13 protein-coding genes, 1 tRNA gene, 3 pseudogenes and 1 CRISPR repeat array are annotated in these 19,927 nt (G+C 48.1%); of the genes and pseudogenes, 6 read left to right on the top strand and 11 right to left on the bottom strand.

Annotated features, from left to right (window positions below; translation table 11 throughout):
- Positions 1-117: 117 nt before the first annotated feature.
- Positions 118-612: a leucine-responsive transcriptional regulator Lrp gene (gene lrp / locus C7B16_RS19315; RefSeq protein ID WP_000228473.1), complete on the bottom strand. Its 495-nt coding sequence runs from the start codon at positions 610-612 to the stop codon at positions 118-120.
- A gap of 544 nt (positions 613-1,156) precedes the next feature.
- On the opposite strand from lrp, the gene trxB reads away from it, so the two are divergent.
- From trxB to C7B16_RS19350, 6 genes are all read left to right on the top strand, one after another.
- Positions 1,157-2,122, top strand: coding sequence for a thioredoxin-disulfide reductase (gene trxB / locus C7B16_RS19325; protein WP_000537399.1), 966 nt, complete (start codon positions 1,157-1,159; stop codon positions 2,120-2,122).
- 122 nt (positions 2,123-2,244) lie between these two features.
- Positions 2,245-4,011, top strand: a complete 1,767-nt coding sequence (gene cydD, locus C7B16_RS19330) for a heme ABC transporter permease/ATP-binding protein CydD (RefSeq protein ID WP_107180009.1) — start codon at positions 2,245-2,247, stop codon at positions 4,009-4,011.
- Positions 4,012-5,733, top strand: a complete 1,722-nt coding sequence (gene cydC / locus C7B16_RS19335; RefSeq protein ID WP_001202150.1) for a heme ABC transporter ATP-binding protein/permease CydC — start codon at positions 4,012-4,014, stop codon at positions 5,731-5,733.
- Between the two features lie 44 nt (positions 5,734-5,777).
- Positions 5,778-6,482: a leucyl/phenylalanyl-tRNA--protein transferase gene (aat, locus tag C7B16_RS19340; protein ID WP_001516097.1), complete on the top strand. Its 705-nt coding sequence runs from the start codon at positions 5,778-5,780 to the stop codon at positions 6,480-6,482.
- A gap of 284 nt (positions 6,483-6,766) precedes the next feature.
- The gene (gene infA / locus C7B16_RS19345) at positions 6,767-6,985 is read left to right on the top strand and encodes a translation initiation factor IF-1 (RefSeq protein ID WP_001040187.1); all 219 of its coding nucleotides are present in this window, start codon (positions 6,767-6,769) and stop codon (positions 6,983-6,985) included.
- A gap of 106 nt (positions 6,986-7,091) precedes the next feature.
- A CRISPR array of direct repeats spans positions 7,092-7,419; the repeat unit is 28 nt; unit sequence TTTCTAAGCTGCCTGTGCGGCAGTGAAC.
- 340 nt (positions 7,420-7,759) lie between these two features.
- A tRNA-Ser gene (locus C7B16_RS19350) sits at positions 7,760-7,847 on the top strand.
- Between the two features lie 107 nt (positions 7,848-7,954).
- On the opposite strand, the gene C7B16_RS19355 is transcribed toward C7B16_RS19350, so the two are convergent.
- From C7B16_RS19355 to C7B16_RS25390, 10 genes and pseudogenes are all read right to left on the bottom strand, one after another.
- Positions 7,955-8,983, bottom strand: coding sequence for a fimbrial protein (locus C7B16_RS19355; RefSeq protein WP_001516096.1), 1,029 nt, complete (start codon positions 8,981-8,983; stop codon positions 7,955-7,957).
- An 11-nt stretch (positions 8,984-8,994) separates the two neighbouring features.
- Positions 8,995-11,124 (bottom strand): annotated as a pseudogene (locus C7B16_RS19360) (fimbrial biogenesis outer membrane usher protein); the annotation flags it as partial.
- Positions 11,125-11,126: 2 nt separating this feature from the next.
- Positions 11,127-11,670 (bottom strand): annotated as a pseudogene (locus C7B16_RS19365) (fimbria/pilus periplasmic chaperone); the annotation flags it as partial.
- A 55-nt stretch (positions 11,671-11,725) separates the two neighbouring features.
- Positions 11,726-12,274 (bottom strand): fimbrial protein YehD, encoded by a 549-nt coding sequence (yehD, locus tag C7B16_RS19370; protein WP_107180010.1) that lies wholly within the window; start codon positions 12,272-12,274, stop codon positions 11,726-11,728.
- A 388-nt stretch (positions 12,275-12,662) separates the two neighbouring features.
- Entirely contained in the window at positions 12,663-13,217 is a 555-nt protein-coding gene (gene cas6f / locus C7B16_RS19375) for a type I-F CRISPR-associated endoribonuclease Cas6/Csy4 (RefSeq protein ID WP_001516092.1), read from the bottom strand.
- A gap of 10 nt (positions 13,218-13,227) precedes the next feature.
- Complete coding sequence (gene csy3, locus C7B16_RS19380; RefSeq protein ID WP_107180011.1) at positions 13,228-14,229, bottom strand: type I-F CRISPR-associated protein Csy3; 1,002 nt, start codon at positions 14,227-14,229, stop codon at positions 13,228-13,230.
- Positions 14,230-14,239: 10 nt separating this feature from the next.
- On the bottom strand, positions 14,240-15,163 hold the full coding sequence (csy2, locus tag C7B16_RS19385) for a type I-F CRISPR-associated protein Csy2 (RefSeq protein WP_107180012.1): 924 nt from the start codon (positions 15,161-15,163) through the stop codon (positions 14,240-14,242).
- Positions 15,160-16,467, bottom strand: coding sequence for a type I-F CRISPR-associated protein Csy1 (gene csy1 / locus C7B16_RS19390; protein ID WP_107180013.1), 1,308 nt, complete (start codon positions 16,465-16,467; stop codon positions 15,160-15,162). The genes csy2 and csy1 overlap by 4 nt, the downstream gene beginning before the upstream one ends.
- Positions 16,468-16,795: 328 nt before the next feature.
- A pseudogene (gene cas3f / locus C7B16_RS19400) lies at positions 16,796-19,810 on the bottom strand (type I-F CRISPR-associated helicase Cas3f); the annotation flags it as partial.
- Positions 19,811-19,815: 5 nt separating this feature from the next.
- Positions 19,816-19,927: hypothetical protein (locus C7B16_RS25390; protein ID WP_223363118.1), on the bottom strand; the 112-nt coding region annotated here is incomplete at its 5' end.

Consider the following 19,927-nt stretch of genomic DNA (forward strand, 5'->3'; position numbering starts at 1 on the left):
ACAGGCTTTTCCTGCCCGATGCTAAAACGGACAACAGTACCAGGTTACCCCAGTACTGTTGCTGTATGGATTAACAGGAGTGTAATCAAAATACGCCGATTTTGCACCTGTTCCGTGTTAGCGCGTCTTAATAACCAGACGATTACTCTGCTTGACTTCTTCCATAACAACGTATGTCCGTGTGTCATTGACGCCAGGCAGACGCAGCAGAGTTTCCCCCAACAGCTTACGATAAGCTGACATATCCGGCACGCGTGTTTTCAACAGGTAGTCGAAATCACCAGATACTAAATGACACTCCTGAATTTCTTCAAGTTTTTGTACAGCGGTATTGAATTGTTCAAACACATCCGGAGCGCCACGATTCAGAGTAATCTCAACGAATACCAGAAGTGATGCATCCAGATAATGCGGGTTCAACAGCGCCGTATAGCCCTGAATAAACCCTTGTCTTTCCAGCCGACGCACACGCTCAAGGCACGGCGTTGGGGAAAGTCCCACACGTTTAGAAAGCTCGACGTTAGAAATACGCCCATCCTTTTGCAACTCATTAAGAATGTTACGATCGATACGGTCGAGATCTTTGCCAGGGCGCTTCTTGCTATCTACCATTATTATTGTCTCTCTGTATTCCTTCCCTACTCCTGTCTGACCCTGAAAACATCACTGTCCAGAGTCGCTACCCGTCACGATAGACCGAAATCATTAAGATTCACGGCGCGCAATGCCTGGGTCTACGGTGAGAAGACCGTTGCCTTGTGGCAGCTATCGACATCACGAATGGCGTCTGTCCACGCCATGCGTAGATTTCACTAGCACGGTAAACATGGTATTTACATGCATGATTATGCGCATATAAGAATACTGTTTTTTTCTTCCTCGAATGTTTTCGCAAAACGCCAGGTGATTGTCAAAGCAAAACATCGTTTTTTAGTACAACATGCCAGATATTCATTAACAGTCGCGTTTAATCATCATTTAATCGGCTTATAAACCGGAAAAATTAAGTAGCAGAGGTGATAATGACAGAAGAATTTGACACGCTTATCGCTTTTGACGATTGCACAAATCGTTAACAAAATCGTCATACTCTTTTTTTACGCCTGTAAATTCCCTACAATCCTGCCTATTGTCTGCCAACAACTATGGGGATCTCATGGGCACGACCAAACACAGTAAACTGCTTATCCTGGGTTCAGGCCCGGCGGGCTATACCGCTGCTGTCTACGCGGCACGCGCCAACCTGCAACCGGTGCTGATCACCGGCATGGAAAAAGGCGGCCAACTGACCACCACCACGGAAGTGGAAAACTGGCCAGGCGATGCAAACGATCTGACCGGACCGTTGTTAATGGAGCGCATGCATGAACATGCCACCAAATTTGAAACTGAAATCATCTTTGATCACATCAACAAAGTGGATTTGCAGAATCGTCCGTTTCGCCTGACTGGCGACAGCGGCGAATACACTTGCGATGCGCTGATTATTGCCACCGGGGCTTCTGCACGCTATCTCGGCCTGCCCTCTGAAGAGGCTTTTAAAGGTCGTGGTGTCTCTGCCTGTGCGACTTGCGATGGATTCTTCTATCGTAACCAAAAAGTAGCGGTTATCGGCGGCGGCAATACTGCGGTTGAAGAGGCGCTGTATCTGTCTAACATCGCTTCCGAAGTACATTTGATCCACCGCCGCGATAGTTTCCGCGCAGAAAAAATCCTCATTAAGCGTCTGATGGATAAAGTGGAGAACGGCAACATCATTCTGCACACCAACCGCACGCTGGAAGAAGTGACTGGCGATCAGATGGGCGTCACAGGCGTTCGTCTGCGCGATACGCAAAACAGCGATAACATCGAATCACTCGACGTTGCTGGCCTGTTTGTTGCTATCGGCCACAGTCCGAACACCGCCATTTTTGAAGGGCAACTGGAACTGGAAAACGGCTACATCAAAGTACAGTCGGGTATTCATGGCAATGCCACCCAGACCAGTATCCCGGGCGTGTTTGCCGCAGGTGATGTAATGGATCACATTTATCGCCAGGCCATTACTTCTGCTGGTACAGGTTGCATGGCGGCACTTGATGCTGAACGCTACCTCGACGGTTTATACGGCGAAAAATAATTTTACATATCAGTAACAAAAGTAAAAAAGGCGACTCCATGCGACTATGGGTCGCCTTTATTATTTCCCCGTTGTAACATTGCCCTGCAAAAAATTCTGATAACTCACCTGCTAAGCGTGCAATGAATAAATCCCGTCAAAAAGAGTTAACCCGCTGGTTAAAACAGCAAAGCGTCATCTCCCAACGTTGGCTGAATATTTCTCGTCTGCTGGGCTTTGTGAGCGGCATATTAATAATTGCCCAGGCCTGGTTCATGGCGCGTATTCTGCAACATGTGATTATGGAGAATATTCCCCGCGAAGCCCTGCTGCTTCCCTTTACTTTACTGGTACTGACCTTTGTGCTGCGCGCATGGGTGGTCTGGTTACGCGAACGGGTGGGTTATCACGCCGGGCAGCATATCCGTTTTGCCATTCGCCGCCAGGTTCTCGACCGCCTGCAACAAGCAGGGCCTGCATGGATTCAGGGCAAGCCAGCCGGGAGTTGGGCGACGCTGGTACTTGAACAAATTGACGATATGCATGATTACTATGCTCGCTACCTGCCGCAAATGGCGCTGGCGGTATCAGTGCCGCTACTGATTGTGGTCGCGATCTTCCCTTCTAACTGGGCTGCGGCGCTCATTCTGCTGGGCACCGCTCCATTAATCCCGTTATTTATGGCTTTGGTTGGGATGGGCGCAGCCGATGCGAACCGACGTAACTTTCTCGCGCTTGCTCGCCTAAGTGGACATTTCCTCGATCGCCTGCGCGGCATGGAAACACTGCGTATTTTTGGTCGTGGTGAAGCCGAAATTGAAAGCATTCGTTCTGCTTCGGAAGATTTCCGTCAACGGACGATGGAGGTGCTGCGACTGGCATTTTTATCCTCCGGCATTCTGGAATTCTTCACCTCGCTGTCAATTGCTCTGGTGGCGGTCTACTTTGGTTTCTCCTACCTCGGTGAGCTGGATTTTGGTCACTACGATACTGGGGTGACGCTGGCTGCGGGTTTTCTCGCACTCATCCTTGCGCCAGAGTTTTTCCAGCCATTACGCGATCTCGGTACGTTTTATCATGCTAAAGCCCAGGCGGTTGGCGCAGCCGACAGCCTGAAAACGTTTATGGAAACCCCACTCGCTCATCCACAACGCGGTGAGGCGGAGTTAGCGTCTAACGATCCGGTGACCATTGAAGCCGAGGATCTGTTTATCACTTCACCAGAAGGTAAAACGCTGGTCGGCCCGCTGAATTTTACTCTGCCAGCAGGCCAACGTGCGGTGTTAGTTGGTCGTAGCGGTTCAGGTAAAAGCTCACTATTGAATGCGCTTTCCGGTTTTCTTTCCTATCAGGGATCGCTACGAGTCAACGGCATAGAATTGAGCGATTTATCACCGGAATCGTGGCGCAAACATCTCTCCTGGGTTGGGCAGAATCCGCAATTACCGGCGGCAACACTACGGGATAACGTACTGCTAGCGCGACCTGATGCCAGCGAACAAGAGTTACAAACAGCACTGGATAACGCGTGGATCAGTGAGTTTCTACCGCTCCTGCCACAAGGTGTTGATACGCCTGTTGGCGACCAGGCAGCCCGCCTTTCCGTGGGTCAGGCGCAACGCGTGGCGGTGGCTCGTGCGTTACTAAATCCCTGCTCGCTATTACTGTTGGATGAACCCGCTGCCAGCCTTGATGCTCACAGCGAGCAGCGTGTGATGGAAGCACTGAATGCCGCCTCACTGCGCCAGACTACGTTAATGGTCACCCACCAGTTAGAAGATCTTGCTGACTGGGATGCCATCTGGGTAATGCAGGATGGTCAGATTGTCGAGCAAGGACGTTACGCGGAGTTAAGCGTGGCTAATGGTCCTTTCGCCACATTACTGGCCCATCGTCAGGAGGAGATTTAAATGCGCGCTTTGCTACCCTATCTGGCACTGTATAAACGCCATAAGTGGATGTTAAGCCTCGGTATTGTGCTGGCGATTATTACTCTGCTCGCCAGTATCGGTCTGTTAACACTTTCCGGCTGGTTCCTCTCCGCATCGGCTGTAGCCGGTGTCGCAGGCCTGTATAGTTTTAACTATATGCTGCCCGCCGCAGGTGTGCGTGGCGCGGCAATCACCCGTACCGCCGGTCGCTATTTTGAACGACTGGTGAGTCATGACGCGACTTTCCGCGTATTGCAGCATCTGCGCATTTACACCTTCAGCAAACTATTGCCACTCTCCCCTGCCGGGCTGGCCCGCTATCGCCAGGGTGAATTACTCAACCGTGTCGTGGCGGATGTTGATACGCTCGATCATCTTTATCTGCGCGTTATTTCGCCGCTGGTAGGTGCTTTTGTGGTGATTATGGTGGTGACCGTCGGGTTAAGCTTCCTTGATTTCACCCTCGCCTTTACGCTGGGCGGCATTATGTTGCTGACGTTGTTCCTGATGCCTCCGCTGTTTTATCGCGCCGGAAAGAGCACTGGGCAAAATCTGACTCACCTTCGCGGTCAGTATCGCCAACAATTAACCGCATGGCTGCAAGGGCAAGCCGAGCTGACCATTTTTGGCGCCAGCGATCGTTATCGCACGCAGTTAGAGAATACCGAAATTCAGTGGCTGGAAGCGCAACGCCGCCAGTCCGAACTGACCGCGTTATCACAAGCGATTATGCTGCTGATTGGCGCGCTGGCGGTGATCCTGATGCTATGGATGGCCTCCGGTGGCGTTGGTAGTAATAATCAGCCTGGCGCGTTAATTGCGCTGTTTGTCTTCTGCGCGTTAGCTGCATTTGAAGCGCTGACTCCGGTGACTGGCGCATTTCAGCATCTGGGGCAAGTGATTGCCTCTGCCGTGCGAATCACTGACTTAACGGACCAAAAGCCGGAAGTTACCTTTCCTGATACCCAATCCAGTGTTGCCGATCAGGTATCCCTGACATTACGTGATGTTCAGTTCACTTATCCGGAACAATCACAACAAGCGCTTAAAGGGATTTCCCTTCAGGCAAACGCCGGAGAACATATTGCGATTCTCGGGCGAACCGGATGCGGCAAATCAACTCTGTTACAACTGCTGACTCGCGCATGGGATCCACAACAAGGCGAGATTCTGCTTAACGGTAGCCCCATTGCCAGCCTGAACGAAGCGACTCTGCGCCAGACCATCAGCGTTGTGCCGCAGCGTGTGCATCTGTTTAGCGCCACGCTGCGAGATAATCTATTACTCGCTTCGCCTGGCAGTAGTGATGAGGCTCTGGCGGAGATCTTGCGCCGCGTCGGTCTGGAGAAATTGCTCGAAGATGCAGGACTCAACAGTTGGTTAGGTGAAGGCGGACGTCAACTCTCTGGTGGTGAACTGCGCCGTCTGGCTATCGCCCGCGCACTATTGCACAATGCGCCGCTGGTATTGCTGGACGAACCTACCGAAGGTTTAGATGCCACAACAGAAAGTCAGATCCTTGAATTACTTGCAGAAATGATGCGTGAGAAAACGGTGTTAATGGTCACTCACCGACTTCGCGGACTCTCTCATTTCCAGCAAATAATAGTGATGGACAACGGGCAAATTATTGAGCAAGGTACTCACGCAGAACTGCTTGCCAGACAGGGGCGTTATTACCAGTTTAAGCAGGGTTTGTAAGCTATTATTGAACGATCCGACTTGCGTAGTGGAGTTTTGCGGTCATGCGCCTGGTTCAGCTTTCTCGCCATTCAATAGCCTTCCCTTCTCCGGAAGGCGCATTACGTGAGCCTAACGGCCTGCTGGCGCTGGGGGGCGATCTTAGCCCCGCGCGCCTGTTAATGGCTTATCAGCGTGGTATTTTCCCATGGTTTTCTCCTGGCGACCCCATTCTCTGGTGGTCGCCGGATCCACGCGCAGTATTATGGCCGAAATCACTGCACATCAGTCGCAGTATGAAACGATTTCATAAACGCTCGCCTTACCGTGTCACGATGAATCATGCCTTTGGTCAGGTCATTGAAGGCTGTGCCAGCGATCGCGAAGAAGGAACCTGGATTACGCGCGATGTGATTGAAGCCTACCACCGCTTACACGAGCTGGGTCATGCCCACTCCATTGAAGTCTGGCATGAAGACGAGCTTGTCGGCGGCATATATGGCGTAGCGCAGGGAACGCTATTTTGTGGCGAATCGATGTTCAGCCGGATGGAAAATGCGTCCAAAACGGCGCTCATGATCTTCTGCGAAGAATTTATCCGTCATGGCGGCAAAATGATCGACTGCCAGGTGCTTAATGATCACACGGCTTCGCTTGGAGCCTGCGAAATTCCCCGGCGGGATTACCTCAATTACCTCAATCAAATGCGCCCGGAACGATTACCGAATAATTTCTGGGTGCCGCGGCAATTGTTTTCGCCACAGAAATGAATGTTTTCGGCACATTTCTCTCCAGAGTGTTATAATTGCGCTCGCAGAGTTGGTTACGCTCATTACTCCGCTGCCGATAAGGAATTTTTCGCGTCAGGTAACGCCCATCGTTTATCTCACCGTTCCCTTATACGTTGCGCTTTTGGTGCGGCTTAGCCGTGTGTTTTCGGAGTTATGTGCCAAACCTGTTTGTTGCGATTTAGCGCGCAAATCTTTACTTATTTACAGAACTTCGGCATTATCTTGCCGGTTCAAATTACGGTAGTGATACCCCAGAGGATTAGATGGCCAAAGAAGACAATATTGAAATGCAAGGTACTGTTCTTGAAACGTTACCTAACACCATGTTCCGCGTAGAGTTAGAAAACGGTCACGTGGTTACTGCACACATCTCCGGTAAAATGCGCAAAAACTACATCCGCATCCTGACGGGCGACAAAGTGACTGTTGAACTGACCCCGTACGACCTGAGCAAAGGCCGCATTGTCTTCCGTAGTCGCTGATTGTTTTGCCGCCTGACGGGCGAAGAGAAAGAACGAGTAAAAGGTCGGTTTAACCGGCCTTTTTTGCGCCCGGGATTAAGGAAGAAAATAAATATTGGGTATGGATTTTAAAAACTGCCTGTACGGCAGTGAACCTGATGCCCCATGCGGCGAAGGTTCTCAAACATTTCTAAGCTGCCTGTACGGCAGTGAACCTTTTGAATTTTCTAAAATGTCATCAAGCTTTTTTCTAAGCTGCCTGTGCGGCAGTGAACGAAACGCCGCCAGCATATTGCGCTGCTCGATCTTTCTAAGCTGCCTGTGCGGCAGTGAACTGATCGGCTTCTTCCGGCCACCAGGTTTCGCTTTTCTAAGCTGCCTGTGCGGCAGTGAACGCGATGCGCCCTGGCTAATCATTATAGACGAGTTTCTAAGCTGCCTGTGCGGCAGTGAACTGAAATAATAGCAGACTATCCGATTGATTTACTGTTAAAAATCACAAAATCACAGGTTCATACCCTTTTTCGAGACGTCAAAATAGTAATAAACAAAATCAATGAGTTACATGTCACTCTAAAAAATGGGTCGATTGGTATTTCTTCACTCTCATATTTCCCTCGTAGCTTTTGATAAACAATTGATCAGAACGCATACGACCATAATCTCGGGCGAATGAATCGTGTGTTCATTGCGTAACCAAACAAATCAATCTAAATAAATTCTTCTTGACCGTTTTGCTCCAACTCCCTATAGTAGCGCCCCGTTGCCCCCCATGTGGTAAGGCAGCAAAAATTTGGTGAGGTGTCCGAGTGGCTGAAGGAGCACGCCTGGAAAGTGTGTATACGGCAACGTATCGGGGGTTCGAATCCCCCCCTCACCGCCATCTTTAAAGAAGAGCTCGTGCGAAAGTACGGGCTTTTTTTGCATTGATCCGCCATGAATAAAAAACACGTACTTCCTCTACGAAAGTACGTGAAGGCCAGTGGCACATTAATCATAGGATACGGCAAATATCGCTTTGCTTTGGACTTCTCCTGGCTGTATCGCTTCCTCCTTCACGCGGACATATTTCGCGGTAATCGGGAAGGTGTACTGATTCTCAATGGCCGCCATTTTAGTTAATTTGTTCATCAGGGTATCACCCAACTTTAACGGTGTCGTTGCGTTACCATTATAAATCTGGAACCCAACCCCCTTAGCACCATTAAGCGATGTGTTTTTCAGAATGGTTCCACTATCATCCCATTCACCGCGCGCAACTTTAAAAGTCACTGGATTAGTCGTGACCTTATTAACACTGTCGCAATTGAGGAGCAGATTTGTAGAGCCTGTTTTAGTATCATTTGCTGATTCAACCTCACTTATAGCTATATCTGGCATTTGTATTTCGTAAATCGATTGCGAGAAACTACAGGTTGTGGGTTTATGTTTAATATTAAATATTAGTTTTTGCTTATAAGATTCGTTTAAGCTTGACAGACCAAAGAGATAGCAAAGTAACGACGCAAGCGGACCTGAAGAACAGACATTATTAGATGTAAAAATAGCTGCAGCGTTTTTTAACTGGAATGAATCACCTGTTGCAATTACTAGTTCGCCCTTACTCCCTGCTTCATCATACGAAGTAGGTGGTATATATGAGGCAGTTAGCTTCATTTCTTTATTATTAATAGTATTACTGACGGAATAGGTTTTGGGTGAAACAATATCCCTGGGTGTGTCTACCGGAAATCCATCAGCCTCAAGCGTCAACTTAATATAAACAGATTCACCACCCGGCTTATCTTTCATTTCAATAATATAATCTCGTAACGATGTTGAAAAATACATCTTATCAGTCAAAGCGTCACATACATAATCGCCATCCTTTAGATTAGGGTTGAAATTTACTGTTATCTCATTACCTTTTGTGAAGTCTAAATTAATTGCCTGAGTTGCCTCCAGGTTATTTGTATAGGTACATTTAGCCTGCCCAAAAAATGGCAAAGCCAGTAGAAACAAAAACCAATATTTCTTCATAAACAAATCCTTTAGCGACAAATATAAACTTTATTCTCATCAATAACGTTATCAAAGGTAATAGTGCAGAATTGTTCCTGCTGTTTATTAACCGAGACGCGAATCGCCGCGGGAACATCATTGGTGCGAATAAATATCCGACTTCCCTGTCCTACCAAGCCCACATTGTTGCCGCTTTCATCTTCAACCTCATAACCAAACGGCAACGGAGAGCCATCAGGGCGTTGGGAGATGAAATACCAGGGCTTGCGTTTATCAGTCTCAAACTGCGTCATCACTACCGCACCACGATAAGGAACGGTGTTTTTACGGTTACCCAGTAGCGCCACATCGCTTTTACTGTCGGCAATATCCAACATCAACGTATTTTCACGATACGGCGTCAGGTTGTCATAAATAGCGTAGCCTCTGCTATCCGTGGTCAGGTAACGATATCCCTGCACCGCTGCTCCCTCCAGTCCCGGCGCTTTGACGATGGCGAACGTATCAGAAAGTCTGGGAGCCAGTGCCACCCCGTCCGACCACGCGACTAAACCGCCTTGAATATTACCGCTAATCTGTTGATATCTTTTCGACTGGCTATAGCTGCCACCAATAGTCGCCAATGGCGCACGCCAGGTCAGGTTTGCACCTGCTGTTGTTTCGCTGCCCTGGTGTTGATGGCTTAAGTTAGCCCCGTAGCTGAACTGATCGCGACTCCCCGCTACACCGCTGAGGCTGGTATTATTCGACCGATAGCCGTCTTTATCAAAAGTGGTCGAGTTAGAAACAAATAAATCTCGTCGTTTTTCAGTGATTCCATCGCCCCACGAGAAGGGAATTGAGAAATATAAGTTAATGCGTCTATCTTCGCGGTTATCTTCATCGTAGGTCTGGCTAACAGACAAGGTATAACTAAGGCGTTCCCAGGAGTTCGAATAGCTGAGTTGATAATCTTTCCCTGTCCCGCTGCGTTCCCAATAATCCCGCCATTGACCACTGACCGACAGATATCCCCAATTTTCCGGTAATGACTGGTTTATATTTACAGAAAAGCTGTTCTTACGACCAAAATCGTACTGATAATAGTCGGCGATATCATAAACTGAGTCATCTTCTCGATTATAACTTTTCCTGTTATTTGCCCACACGTGATCGTTAAAAGTACGATAATCCCGAGAAGAATAACGCCAGGCCGCCAGCGAAAATTGCGTTCCACTTTGAGAGAGATATTTGTTCCAGGCAATCTGATAACTTTGACCATTAAACACATCACCGTTATCTTGTTCACTATGGGAATGGGTAAAATCAACCGATACAGCACCAATCGGTGTATTCCATCCCGTGCCGAGAACAAACGATGAGTAATTATCAGACAACTGCGTGCCAGCATAGAGAGTCAGCAAATTATTAAGGCCATACTGATAGCTTCCCTGAATAAAATCTGACTGATCGCTGGCTCCCTCGATACGACTACGTCCGGCAGCAAATTCATATTTCGAAACGCCCAGTTGCAACATATTTGGTACAGATGAATAAGGTACACGATAACGCGATACCGAACCGTCAGCTTCTTTAACGGTAACATCCAGATCTGCACCACCACCAGCAAGTTGCAAATCATCAATGGCGAATGGACCTGGCGGAACCTCTTTCTGGTAAACCACAAAGCCATTTTGTTCGATAGTGACAAGTGCGTTACTTTGGGCAACACCACGCACCACTGGAGTAAAATTCTGTTTAGAGTTCGGCAACATCTGCATATCGCGCCATAGGCGTACACCGCGAAAACGCACGGAGTCAAAAACATCAGAACCGGTATACATTTCACCAGCACGCAATGTGCCAAGAATTTGTGGAATTCCGCGCTCCAGATATAACGTGTTACTCTTCCATTTACCGCTGCTCTCGTCACTTTTCGTATAATTGGCATTTGAATGCAACTGCCAGCCCAGAAGATTCAAACCACTATTCAGATTTAAATAGCTACTTTTATTATCTCCTCCGTGCTTATAATTACTGTAATACTGACTGGCATAATAAGATGTATATAATGCGTTAATCCCGCGATCCCATGCCTCAGGTGGAGCATATCCACGTTCATATTCAACAATATAGGCCTGAGGTACATTTAATTTCAGGTCAAAATGCCCAATATCATAGATTTGGTATTACCTTTCAGTTCAGGAATAGTTATCCAGTTCGCTGAATTATTTTTTATATTAATACCATTACTGACAGTTCTGATATTCAGTCGAGAAAAACTTCCTTTATCGACACCAGCTATACCCTCCGGACGATAAATAAATTTGATGCGGTTTTGCATCGCGAATTTAATCTGGTTTTTACCTTCATTTTTCTCACTATTAGGTGGAATGTCCAGGACATTAAGGAAGAACAGGCTTTCGCGATCTTTAGGTAGGGTATTCGTCAGTTTCTTAATTTTAAGTTGTTGCCCTTCCCCCCCCTTTTACATGAGCGACCGGTGGCGTCAACACGAACGGAACATGAATTTTTTCTGGGGGCTGGCTGGTATCGCCATTATCAATCCATGACTGAACCAGGGCGCTACAATTACCTTCATTCATTAACTGAACGGTAATCTCTTTTTTCTGTTCTGGATAAATAACGCGAGTACCGTAGATATAGACACCACCCCACACAGGCGTGACCATGCCGGCCAGCAAAAAGGCTATTAACTTTTTCATGGCAACACTCCTTGTTGTAAAATATCGGCGGCCGCAGCCGCCGATAAGCAAAGTATTAATCTGTTACGACAGTCATTGTTATCGTAGAATTAACCTCACCAGTACTCACGTCAGCACCTGATTTTGCGTATTGCGCCGTAAAATGCAAATCATAGTTACCATCTTGAGATGGTGTTAATTCAACAGGCTTATTACCAGTAATCTGGTTGCTGGCGCTAGTCTCTTGTCCATAAAAGACAGCAAAACCAACACCCTTTGCATCACCAGTATTACGAGTAATATTTAAATCCGCTCCTTCAAATTGGGTACTGGAGAAAGTAATTCTTGGTTTGACACCTTCCCCACATTTAACTTTTAATGGTAAAGATGTTGTATTTGAATAATTAGTAACGGTATCGCCAACTTGTACATTTTCAAATTGTTCAATACCAATCTCGCTCATCTCAATTGTTGCATTATCACTGCCACTCAGGAACTGACACGTAGTCCCTACAACTCTACCGTTAATAATTAACGTACCCATTGCATTCTCCACTTCCGCAGCATTCCCTGCGCTCATAAAAAGAGAAGATAATACTGCAACTGCAATAATTGAACGTTTCATAGTCTATTCCTTAACTGATTTATTCCAGGTGATTAAGAGTCTCTGTCCTCTCGGAAATGAATTTCGCAAATTAAACTTGTTATCGCAATGTAAACAGGTTGTTTTTTTGTGATTTAAGTCAAACTGTCAAAAATATGTAACAAACAAAAAAATACCCATGAAAACATTCACCTTGTTTACTATTCGGCATTATTTGATGTCTTTGCACGGTAGATTAATACGTATAATTAATTGCGGGTTGTTTATTTTAAATAAATATCCGTATACTGATAACAGTGTTGGGTATTGAACTCTTTATGCTATTTCCAGCCAGAAGGAGGCTTTTCAATAGACAAAAAGACCTGACTGTAAGGCCAAGTCTTTTATACATTACATTACAACTAACCAATCAAAACCAGGGAATAGTTGCTGTTGCGCTTAATCCATAACTACTGAATTCCCCTTTCACCGGTTCAGTGAGCAAATCACCATGACGGATAAACAGCTTGAACTGTTGCTGACTCGATAAACTCTTCATATTGAGAAAGGGTAAATCGGTCCGCCGTTCAGTTTGCGTCGCCAGTCGCTCAATTGCCTGTTCTTTAGTGAGCCAGCCCTTTTTTACTGAACGCCTTAACAGACGCAGGGGGTTACTTTTAACCTGCACACGGCTTACCACTCGCCAGCCTTTTATTTCAGGAATAGGAGTGACAGGTGAACATTGGCAATAGTCCGTAAGTCCTTTACGCCACGTTGAGGCTTCAAGCGCCTGCAATGCCGGGGCGCTGCCGTGTAAGCGTAAACGCGCTCCCGGCGTAACATTCACGTCCGGGAAACTCACGCCGATATCACCTTGCCCTCTTGCGCCTAATGCCCGGTGCAATTTGGCAAATAACGCTGCCATCAACATTTCACTCGAAAATTCAGGATCTGGCAGAACGCGGATCTCAAGGTAGTGCTCCATTGGCAGCTCCTTATTCCGCTTTCTCACCAAAGACACCGCCACGAATCAGCACTGCCATCACGTAGTGCTGCTGATCAACGTCTGGTTTCACTCCTTTAGTCACCCAATTGTCCAGTAAAGTGTAAAAATCGAGTTTTTCTTTCGGTTGGCGGCAAGCAACGCCTCGGCTGGTTACAGAGCCATAAGGCTCCACGGCGATAGCCCCCAACTCATCAACCTTCGGATGCCAGGTGTCAATAGTACGTAAAGCGTTGCCAATTTTTTGGGAGTGAATACCGGCAATGCCTGCAACCTGGTACAACACGCGACTTTTGCTACTGTTGCTGTCGAGCACCAGTTCCTGTGATGGGAAGACTTCTTGCCCGGCACCGAGGCGAACCTGCGCTTCAACGGTAAGCATCACCCACTCTTTTCCGATTAATCCTTGTTCAATTATTGTCGTCAGTTCTGTGACGCTACTCTGGCCTTGATCAAATTGACGCAAGGAGAAGTCATGACTGTTAAAAGTCCAGGACGAATCATTAGCAGTAACTTTCACCTGGATCTGCTCAGCACCAATGCGGTTGCGCCACAAAAAACGACCATTTGCCAGATTCAGCGCATAGCGAAGCGCCAGCTCTTTAAAACCATGCTCGCTGATATAGCCGTCAATAACGTCGGAAAGCGCCTCCTGATAGGCCATATCATTACATACTGAAGGTGAAGATAAATTACCCAGCACTCGCAGCGTAAACACCACTTTTAGCGTATCAGCATCTACCGGAAGCGAGGCTACATCTACCCGCTGCAAGTTGGCTTTTTGGATTTCAGCATCCAGTTTGGTGGGGTCACTGGTAATCGTGTTTTTCAGGCGATTAGAAATGGTTCCGCGAACCGCTTTCTCCTGAATCTCAATGGGTTGCCATTCATTTCCTTGCCAGTTACCTGCGTACATCGCCGCGTCAGACGTTGCCAGTTTGCGTTCAAATGCCAGTACCGACGCCGTTTTTATTGCTACAGGAGCCTTTGCCATAATTATGTCCTTATTCTGAATCGTCATCTTCATTAGTAGTAGGGTCGTCAACGAGTGGTATTGCCGAGCAATAGTAGCCAGTGTCCGTCGTACGATAGCGCCACATCAGCGGTTGCAAATCAGTAATGCGATGTAATCCACGCCATTCGCCAATGCCATAAACCGCTTCGGCAAAAGCAAATGGCGTCACGATGTCGCGTGCATTTTCCACTTCACCAGGTGCGTAAACAGGAGAAATGCGTTGGTAGCCACACATTAACGGCACCAGGAAACCGGTCATCGGCTTCGGCTGGTATATCCATTTTGCGCTGTTGTTTTCTGCCGGAGATTCGGCCTGATATTTAATCGTGGCAAAATCAAGCCAGGCATCAAGCAACAACATGTCGGGATGTTGTTGGTGATGTTCAGCCAGCCATTCGCTGCGGTCGTAAAGCGCGTAACCTGGCATTAAACGCCAGATGATTTTACGCAGTTGCTTTTCATCTTCAGGCGCATGAAAAAGCTGAGGATCGCGCATGTCAACAATGCTGCCGCCCGCCAGTTTGTGGCTCTGGCAGAGCATTTTCAGATGGTCACAAAGGGCTTTTCTACCGTATTCACCATTGGTAATTTCGCCATTACATTCAATCAGCAGAGAGACCGTCAGGTGCATACGCCCCTCTTCATTAAATGAGGCGGTTTTACCTTCTCTGGTTAGTGGATTACGGGTGAGAGCGAACTGAAAATCGCGCCCGGAGCTGTACGCCTGAATATGTTGTTCATGGCTAACGACCGCGCAACCGTCAAAACTTACGCCAAATTCATCCACCACTTTGCGAGAAAGCGCATGAACATAGCCGAGAAAATGGGTCATCGACGGGAATCCCCAGGTCAACCCGGAAACAGCGTTGGCGTTTTCGATGCGTACATGGGGTAACAAGAGCAGATAACTCATTTCAGCGCCTCCTGCAAAACGGCTTCCATTTCACGCATCCGTTGAGCGAACAGGGACTGACTGCGCCACTCTTTTTGCTCGATAGCACCTACATCGAAACTGGCTTTTTTCAGGCGATAGTTCAGCCAGCGCGCGAAATCCTCGGCCACCCTACCCTGCCAGTCGTTTTTTTCACGCTCCAGTTTGAAAGCCTCATCTGACAGGCTCCGCCACGGATCCAGCCACAGTTGCTGGTGGCGAGGTAAATCTGGTGATTGCGCGGACCATCCCTGCCATTTTTCTTGCTGAAAAGAGGATGCCTGCATGAACAGCAAATCTATCAACTCATCAATATATTTCGCGCGCGCAGTACGAATATGAACATTATTTATGTCAACCTTCAGCAGGTAAGTCATCCGGGCTATGATGCCTGAAGCCGCCCGATTGAAATCGCCGCGTAGGGAAAAAATACTGCGCATGTTTTGTGGCGCGCGATCCAGCGTCGCCCAGGTGGGCGGCATTGATGGCAACAGCCAGACACGGCCAACTCTGGCACTGTTTAGCAGGGAGATATTCTGTTGATTTCCACCTCCATAATGCATCTCTGCAAGATTCGGGAAACGAATATCTGGCTGTGAGTGCCATTTACCTGCTTTGTGCGCATCGCGAATAGCTTTTGATTCCTCGCTAAAGCGCACGGCAGTTAGCTTTTCATACATCACCTGTGCCAGCGAACTGGAAAACAGCGGGCAGAGCAGATGATAGCCATCATCGACAGGGAAATAGATTTGCTTCGAAAGTTTATGTGCTTTTATCCACTCCGAAGCATATGCTTCACTAAAGCATTCAACCCATTGTTTTAATTGTTCATCATCCAACGCAAAGGCATTTAATAATTGATAATCACCACGTTTTAAGCTGGCGAGTAATGAATCACCGTTGACTTCCGTTAGCAGTAGTTTTGCAACATCAAAAACGGCTGCATTGCCTTCAGCATCCTCTTTAATAATTGCCAGTGATGCTGTATTTAAATATCCCTCACTGACGAATTTCTCCAAATAACGCCCATATGCTTTGGAGTCACCATTACTATATTTTGCCCCGTGGGAGATTATCCTTATAGAACGAACACGCTTTGCCGCATCCGTTAACCAGTTACGTGGCAGGTAGCGTGCTTCGAGTTCCTGTCGCTCCAGAGCGATAACGCTGGCGTCGTCGCCCTGCTCCAGTCGCTTTGCTGCTTCTTTTTCAAAGGCATCGATTTTGGGTTGCCTTCGCGAAGCAATGTAGTCAGTGATAAATTGTATTAGCGCCGTTTTTTCCATTTCGGCTCCTTTTCGTTAATCCATCAAATTGAAGTTGCTCCCTGACTTCACTGAAAAATCTCCGTAGCCCAACCAGGCTTCAGTACAACGACACATACAGTAAAAGGGACAACACCCGCGGTGATAATCATGGATAGTTCACCTAGAGGTATCTACGCTTTAATCTAGCCAAATCCATGCAATAACCAATGGTGATATTACCATGCATAAAATATTTGCCACGCAATGGTTTGATAACTAACATTCACGCACTGCCATCGGCAGCTAAGAAATAGAGGTATCTCCGGATACGGACTTGTAAACTGCCGTACAGGCAGCGCGCCCCCTATCACAGGTTGCGGAACACTCCCAACCAGGGGTGATAACGCCAGTCATCGACCGCATCTTCTTCACTGGCCGGTACTCTCACTTCAGCAAACATTTCTCCAACACGCTGTATTTCACAACCGTGCTTATCAGCTAAATTCAACAAAACGTGTTGGTAATCCATCACGCCCCAGCAAGCGACGCCGCTGGCGCATCTCATCTCTTCTCGCCTGAAATTCCCCTGCGCTTTACGCTCGTTGTCACCGGTGCGGGAATAGAAACGCGCTTCGCTTTCTTCATCATCCATATGTAGAAAAAATACCGCCTCCGGCAACGGCGAATAACGAAATGGCGTCTGGCACTGCATCCAGCCGTTCCAGCTTAGCGGTGCGCGCCACCATTGCGCCGCCACCACATGTTTGCTTTTACTGCTCATCAATTCAGTGGATAAACGACTATGCTCAAGTTCCGCCAGTTTGTTGTCATTATTGGCAGACAGAATCCGCGGCAAGGCGTTAATCGTCCGGTAGTCCGCGATCGGAATCAGTTCGCAAATATCATGGCTATCCAGCAAGTGTTCTTTTGTTTCGAAACCAGGCTTACAAAATGCGGGGGCTTTTTTCTGCAATGCTTTGATATTAAAACGCAAAATAACCAGATTCTCACTGGTCGGCACATTTCTACGGTGCCGCTGAATACGTCCGGCAAATTGAATTATCGAACGCATGGAGCCTGGTTCGATAATTCCCCAATCCGCATCCCAGTCACGCCCCACCTCTATAACCGATGTCCCCAACACCACAAACAGATGGTGCGATTCCGGACGGTTATGTAAGGCTTCAGCAATATCCTCGTTGTTCCAGAAATCGAGTTCGTTATGGCGGGTAAAAGCGCGGTCCAGGCGCTTCTCAATATCTGAACGTACTGCCAGTGGATGTCGGGAGTGGTAAACACAATAATGAATGCAGACATCTTCTGGTGATGGAATGGCGATCAGGGCTTTGGTCACTGCGACCAGTGGATTGATATTCGCGAAGCGCACCAGGCCCAGCGAAACGGTTTTACCGCTTTCTTGCTGCTGGCGATGTGCCTGATGCAACTTCAGCATTTGCGCATGTACCGTCTGAGCCACGCTTTCGGTAACATCCTGAATTGCGTTTGATGCAGATGAAATAGAAGCAATACGTCCGAAATGCAGTCGTTCTTTTTCGGCCAACATTAACGCTCGTCGCGCAACAAACTTTTTGTGCGTCTCACGAAAAGTAGCGCCATCGCCAATTTGTATGGCGTCGGCATCTTTTTCATCAAACCAGGCACAGCAAATATTGACGGGTCTGCCGTTCGTACCGCATGACGACTGCCACATTTTACGCCCGGCAAGATAAGCCGCGAACAGCGCCTGAATCAGCCCTGGCGGCAACGTCGCGGAAGAAAGTAATACCCGCGTTCCCAACATTCCGGCCCAATTCATCAGACGACATACTGCATGAAGATCGGCAATATCAAAGTCGTCAGGTTCATCGAGCACTAAATCGCTGGTTAACAAACGCAACATCGAAGGAAGCTGTTTTCCGCCTCGCACACCTTCGGTCGCAGAAATAAGATGATCAATGGTTGCTACCAGAATCGGTGCGCTTACTAACGCCTTAAGTTTGCTGTCATCCTTCAACCATTTTTCCAGCGCCCCGGTATGCAGACTACCTTCATATTTAACAAACTGTTGCTCCTCTGCCAGCGATTCTTGCGAAGCACTTCCGCAATCATTGTCTGTTTTTTCCTGCAGCCACAGTTGCTTAACTGCCGCCGAACCAATCAGTACCGCCAGCTCATCCTCGCCCAGTCCAAGCCGACTGCGCAGAGCATCGCCGGTTTGCAAAGTCAGCGTGCGCAATCCCAGCGCGACGGTAAAACGGCACCCTTCCCGCTCATCGGTAAGCGCATACATAATGCGGGCGTTAGCAAAGGTTTTACCGCACCCCGTCGAGGCCATATTGACACCGAAAAAACCATCTTCCCGGCTTCGCTCACGTAACGCACGTGCCACATCCCAGGCTTTATCCTGCCAACGGTATTTCGCGTCTGTGGCCCGTTGTCTAAAACCTTTATGTCGGGCAATTGCCGGAAGCGATGCACGTGTGTGCATCAGTTGCCGCCCAAGTAGATACGCATGATGCGCGACGCCGACCAGATGCTCATCTACCCGTTGTTTGAGCGTGCCGTTCTGCCGATCGCTATTTGCCCAGACGATATAATTCGGGTCTTGCCATTTTTGCTGCGCGTCGTTAGATGAATAGTAGTGATCGGCAAGCATCAGGCAAAAACGCGCCATATGTAACGGAAACAGTTGCTCCATCTGCCCCCATTCCTTTAGGCCGATCGCGTTACACGCCCTACGGGCAATCTGACGCGCTTTTGCTCGCCAGCTCGCGCTTTGAAGCGGCGTTCCTGACGGAAATTGCCAGACTTGCTCGAAATCCTGTTGTGACCAGCCATTCTTACGGTGGTTAACGGCATTCCAGTCAGCATTGAGTTGTTTCTCCAGCCAACTATCACAGCCTTTGCATGATTGTTCTGGTTGTGGCGAAAGATTCTCCGGCATTCGATGATGGGAAAGGATCAACCAGCCTACCGTTTTGGCGAGTGGTTGCAGCGAACTGAATGGACTATTTGAAAAATGAGGCGTGTCTTTTTGCAGGCACTCAAGGATCGCGGTTTCATCATCTGCCGTTAATTTCCCAAGTTTTTCCAGCCACACTTCGTCTGGCTGTTCACCGACAAAAGCCTGAAAAAGCCGCAGCGAAATCCACTCATGCCGATAAGGCTGATAACTGCGGGCATTCTTTTGGGTCAGGCTTTGCTGAAAGCTGCGTCCTGCTTTACCAAAATCATGAAATAACCCAGCGATAGCCGCCAGCAGCGCAATACTTTCCGCGCACTGCCAGCGATTTTCTTCTTTTTTCACCAGGCTGGTTTGCGTTGTTCGATTTGTGGGAACGCGTCCCTGAGCATTAAAACGACGAATATTGCCGTAATGCCAGTCAGTTAAGCAACTGACTGGCTCTTTTTCGGGGCTGTGGGGTATTTCCAGGGCCTCTCCTTTACCACTCTCGGGAAGGCCCTTTCCCTTCTTGTCGGTAATTTCACAAGTTGTCCC

This window comes from Escherichia sp. 20412-1 (genome assembly GCF_003027595.1).
Classification (GTDB): domain Bacteria; phylum Pseudomonadota; class Gammaproteobacteria; order Enterobacterales; family Enterobacteriaceae; genus Escherichia; species Escherichia marmotae.

Excerpts from the sequence above, each read along its gene's own strand:
- cydC (WP_001202150.1), top strand. The coding sequence starts at position 4,012 with ATGCGCGCTTTGCTACCCTATCTGGCACTGTATAAACGCCATAAGTGG.
- yehD (WP_107180010.1), bottom strand. The coding sequence starts at position 12,274 with ATGAAACGTTCAATTATTGCAGTTGCAGTATTATCTTCTCTTTTTATG.
- infA (WP_001040187.1), top strand. The coding sequence starts at position 6,767 with ATGGCCAAAGAAGACAATATTGAAATGCAAGGTACTGTTCTTGAAACG.
- C7B16_RS19355 (WP_001516096.1), bottom strand. The coding sequence starts at position 8,983 with ATGAAGAAATATTGGTTTTTGTTTCTACTGGCTTTGCCATTTTTTGGG.
- csy1 (WP_107180013.1), bottom strand. The coding sequence starts at position 16,467 with ATGGAAAAAACGGCGCTAATACAATTTATCACTGACTACATTGCTTCG.
- cas6f (WP_001516092.1), bottom strand. The coding sequence starts at position 13,217 with ATGGAGCACTACCTTGAGATCCGCGTTCTGCCAGATCCTGAATTTTCG.
- aat (WP_001516097.1), top strand. The coding sequence starts at position 5,778 with ATGCGCCTGGTTCAGCTTTCTCGCCATTCAATAGCCTTCCCTTCTCCG.
- csy2 (WP_107180012.1), bottom strand. The coding sequence starts at position 15,163 with ATGAGTTATCTGCTCTTGTTACCCCATGTACGCATCGAAAACGCCAAC.
- trxB (WP_000537399.1), top strand. The coding sequence starts at position 1,157 with ATGGGCACGACCAAACACAGTAAACTGCTTATCCTGGGTTCAGGCCCG.
- cydD (WP_107180009.1), top strand. The coding sequence starts at position 2,245 with ATGAATAAATCCCGTCAAAAAGAGTTAACCCGCTGGTTAAAACAGCAA.
- lrp (WP_000228473.1), bottom strand. The coding sequence starts at position 612 with ATGGTAGATAGCAAGAAGCGCCCTGGCAAAGATCTCGACCGTATCGAT.
- csy3 (WP_107180011.1), bottom strand. The coding sequence starts at position 14,229 with ATGGCAAAGGCTCCTGTAGCAATAAAAACGGCGTCGGTACTGGCATTT.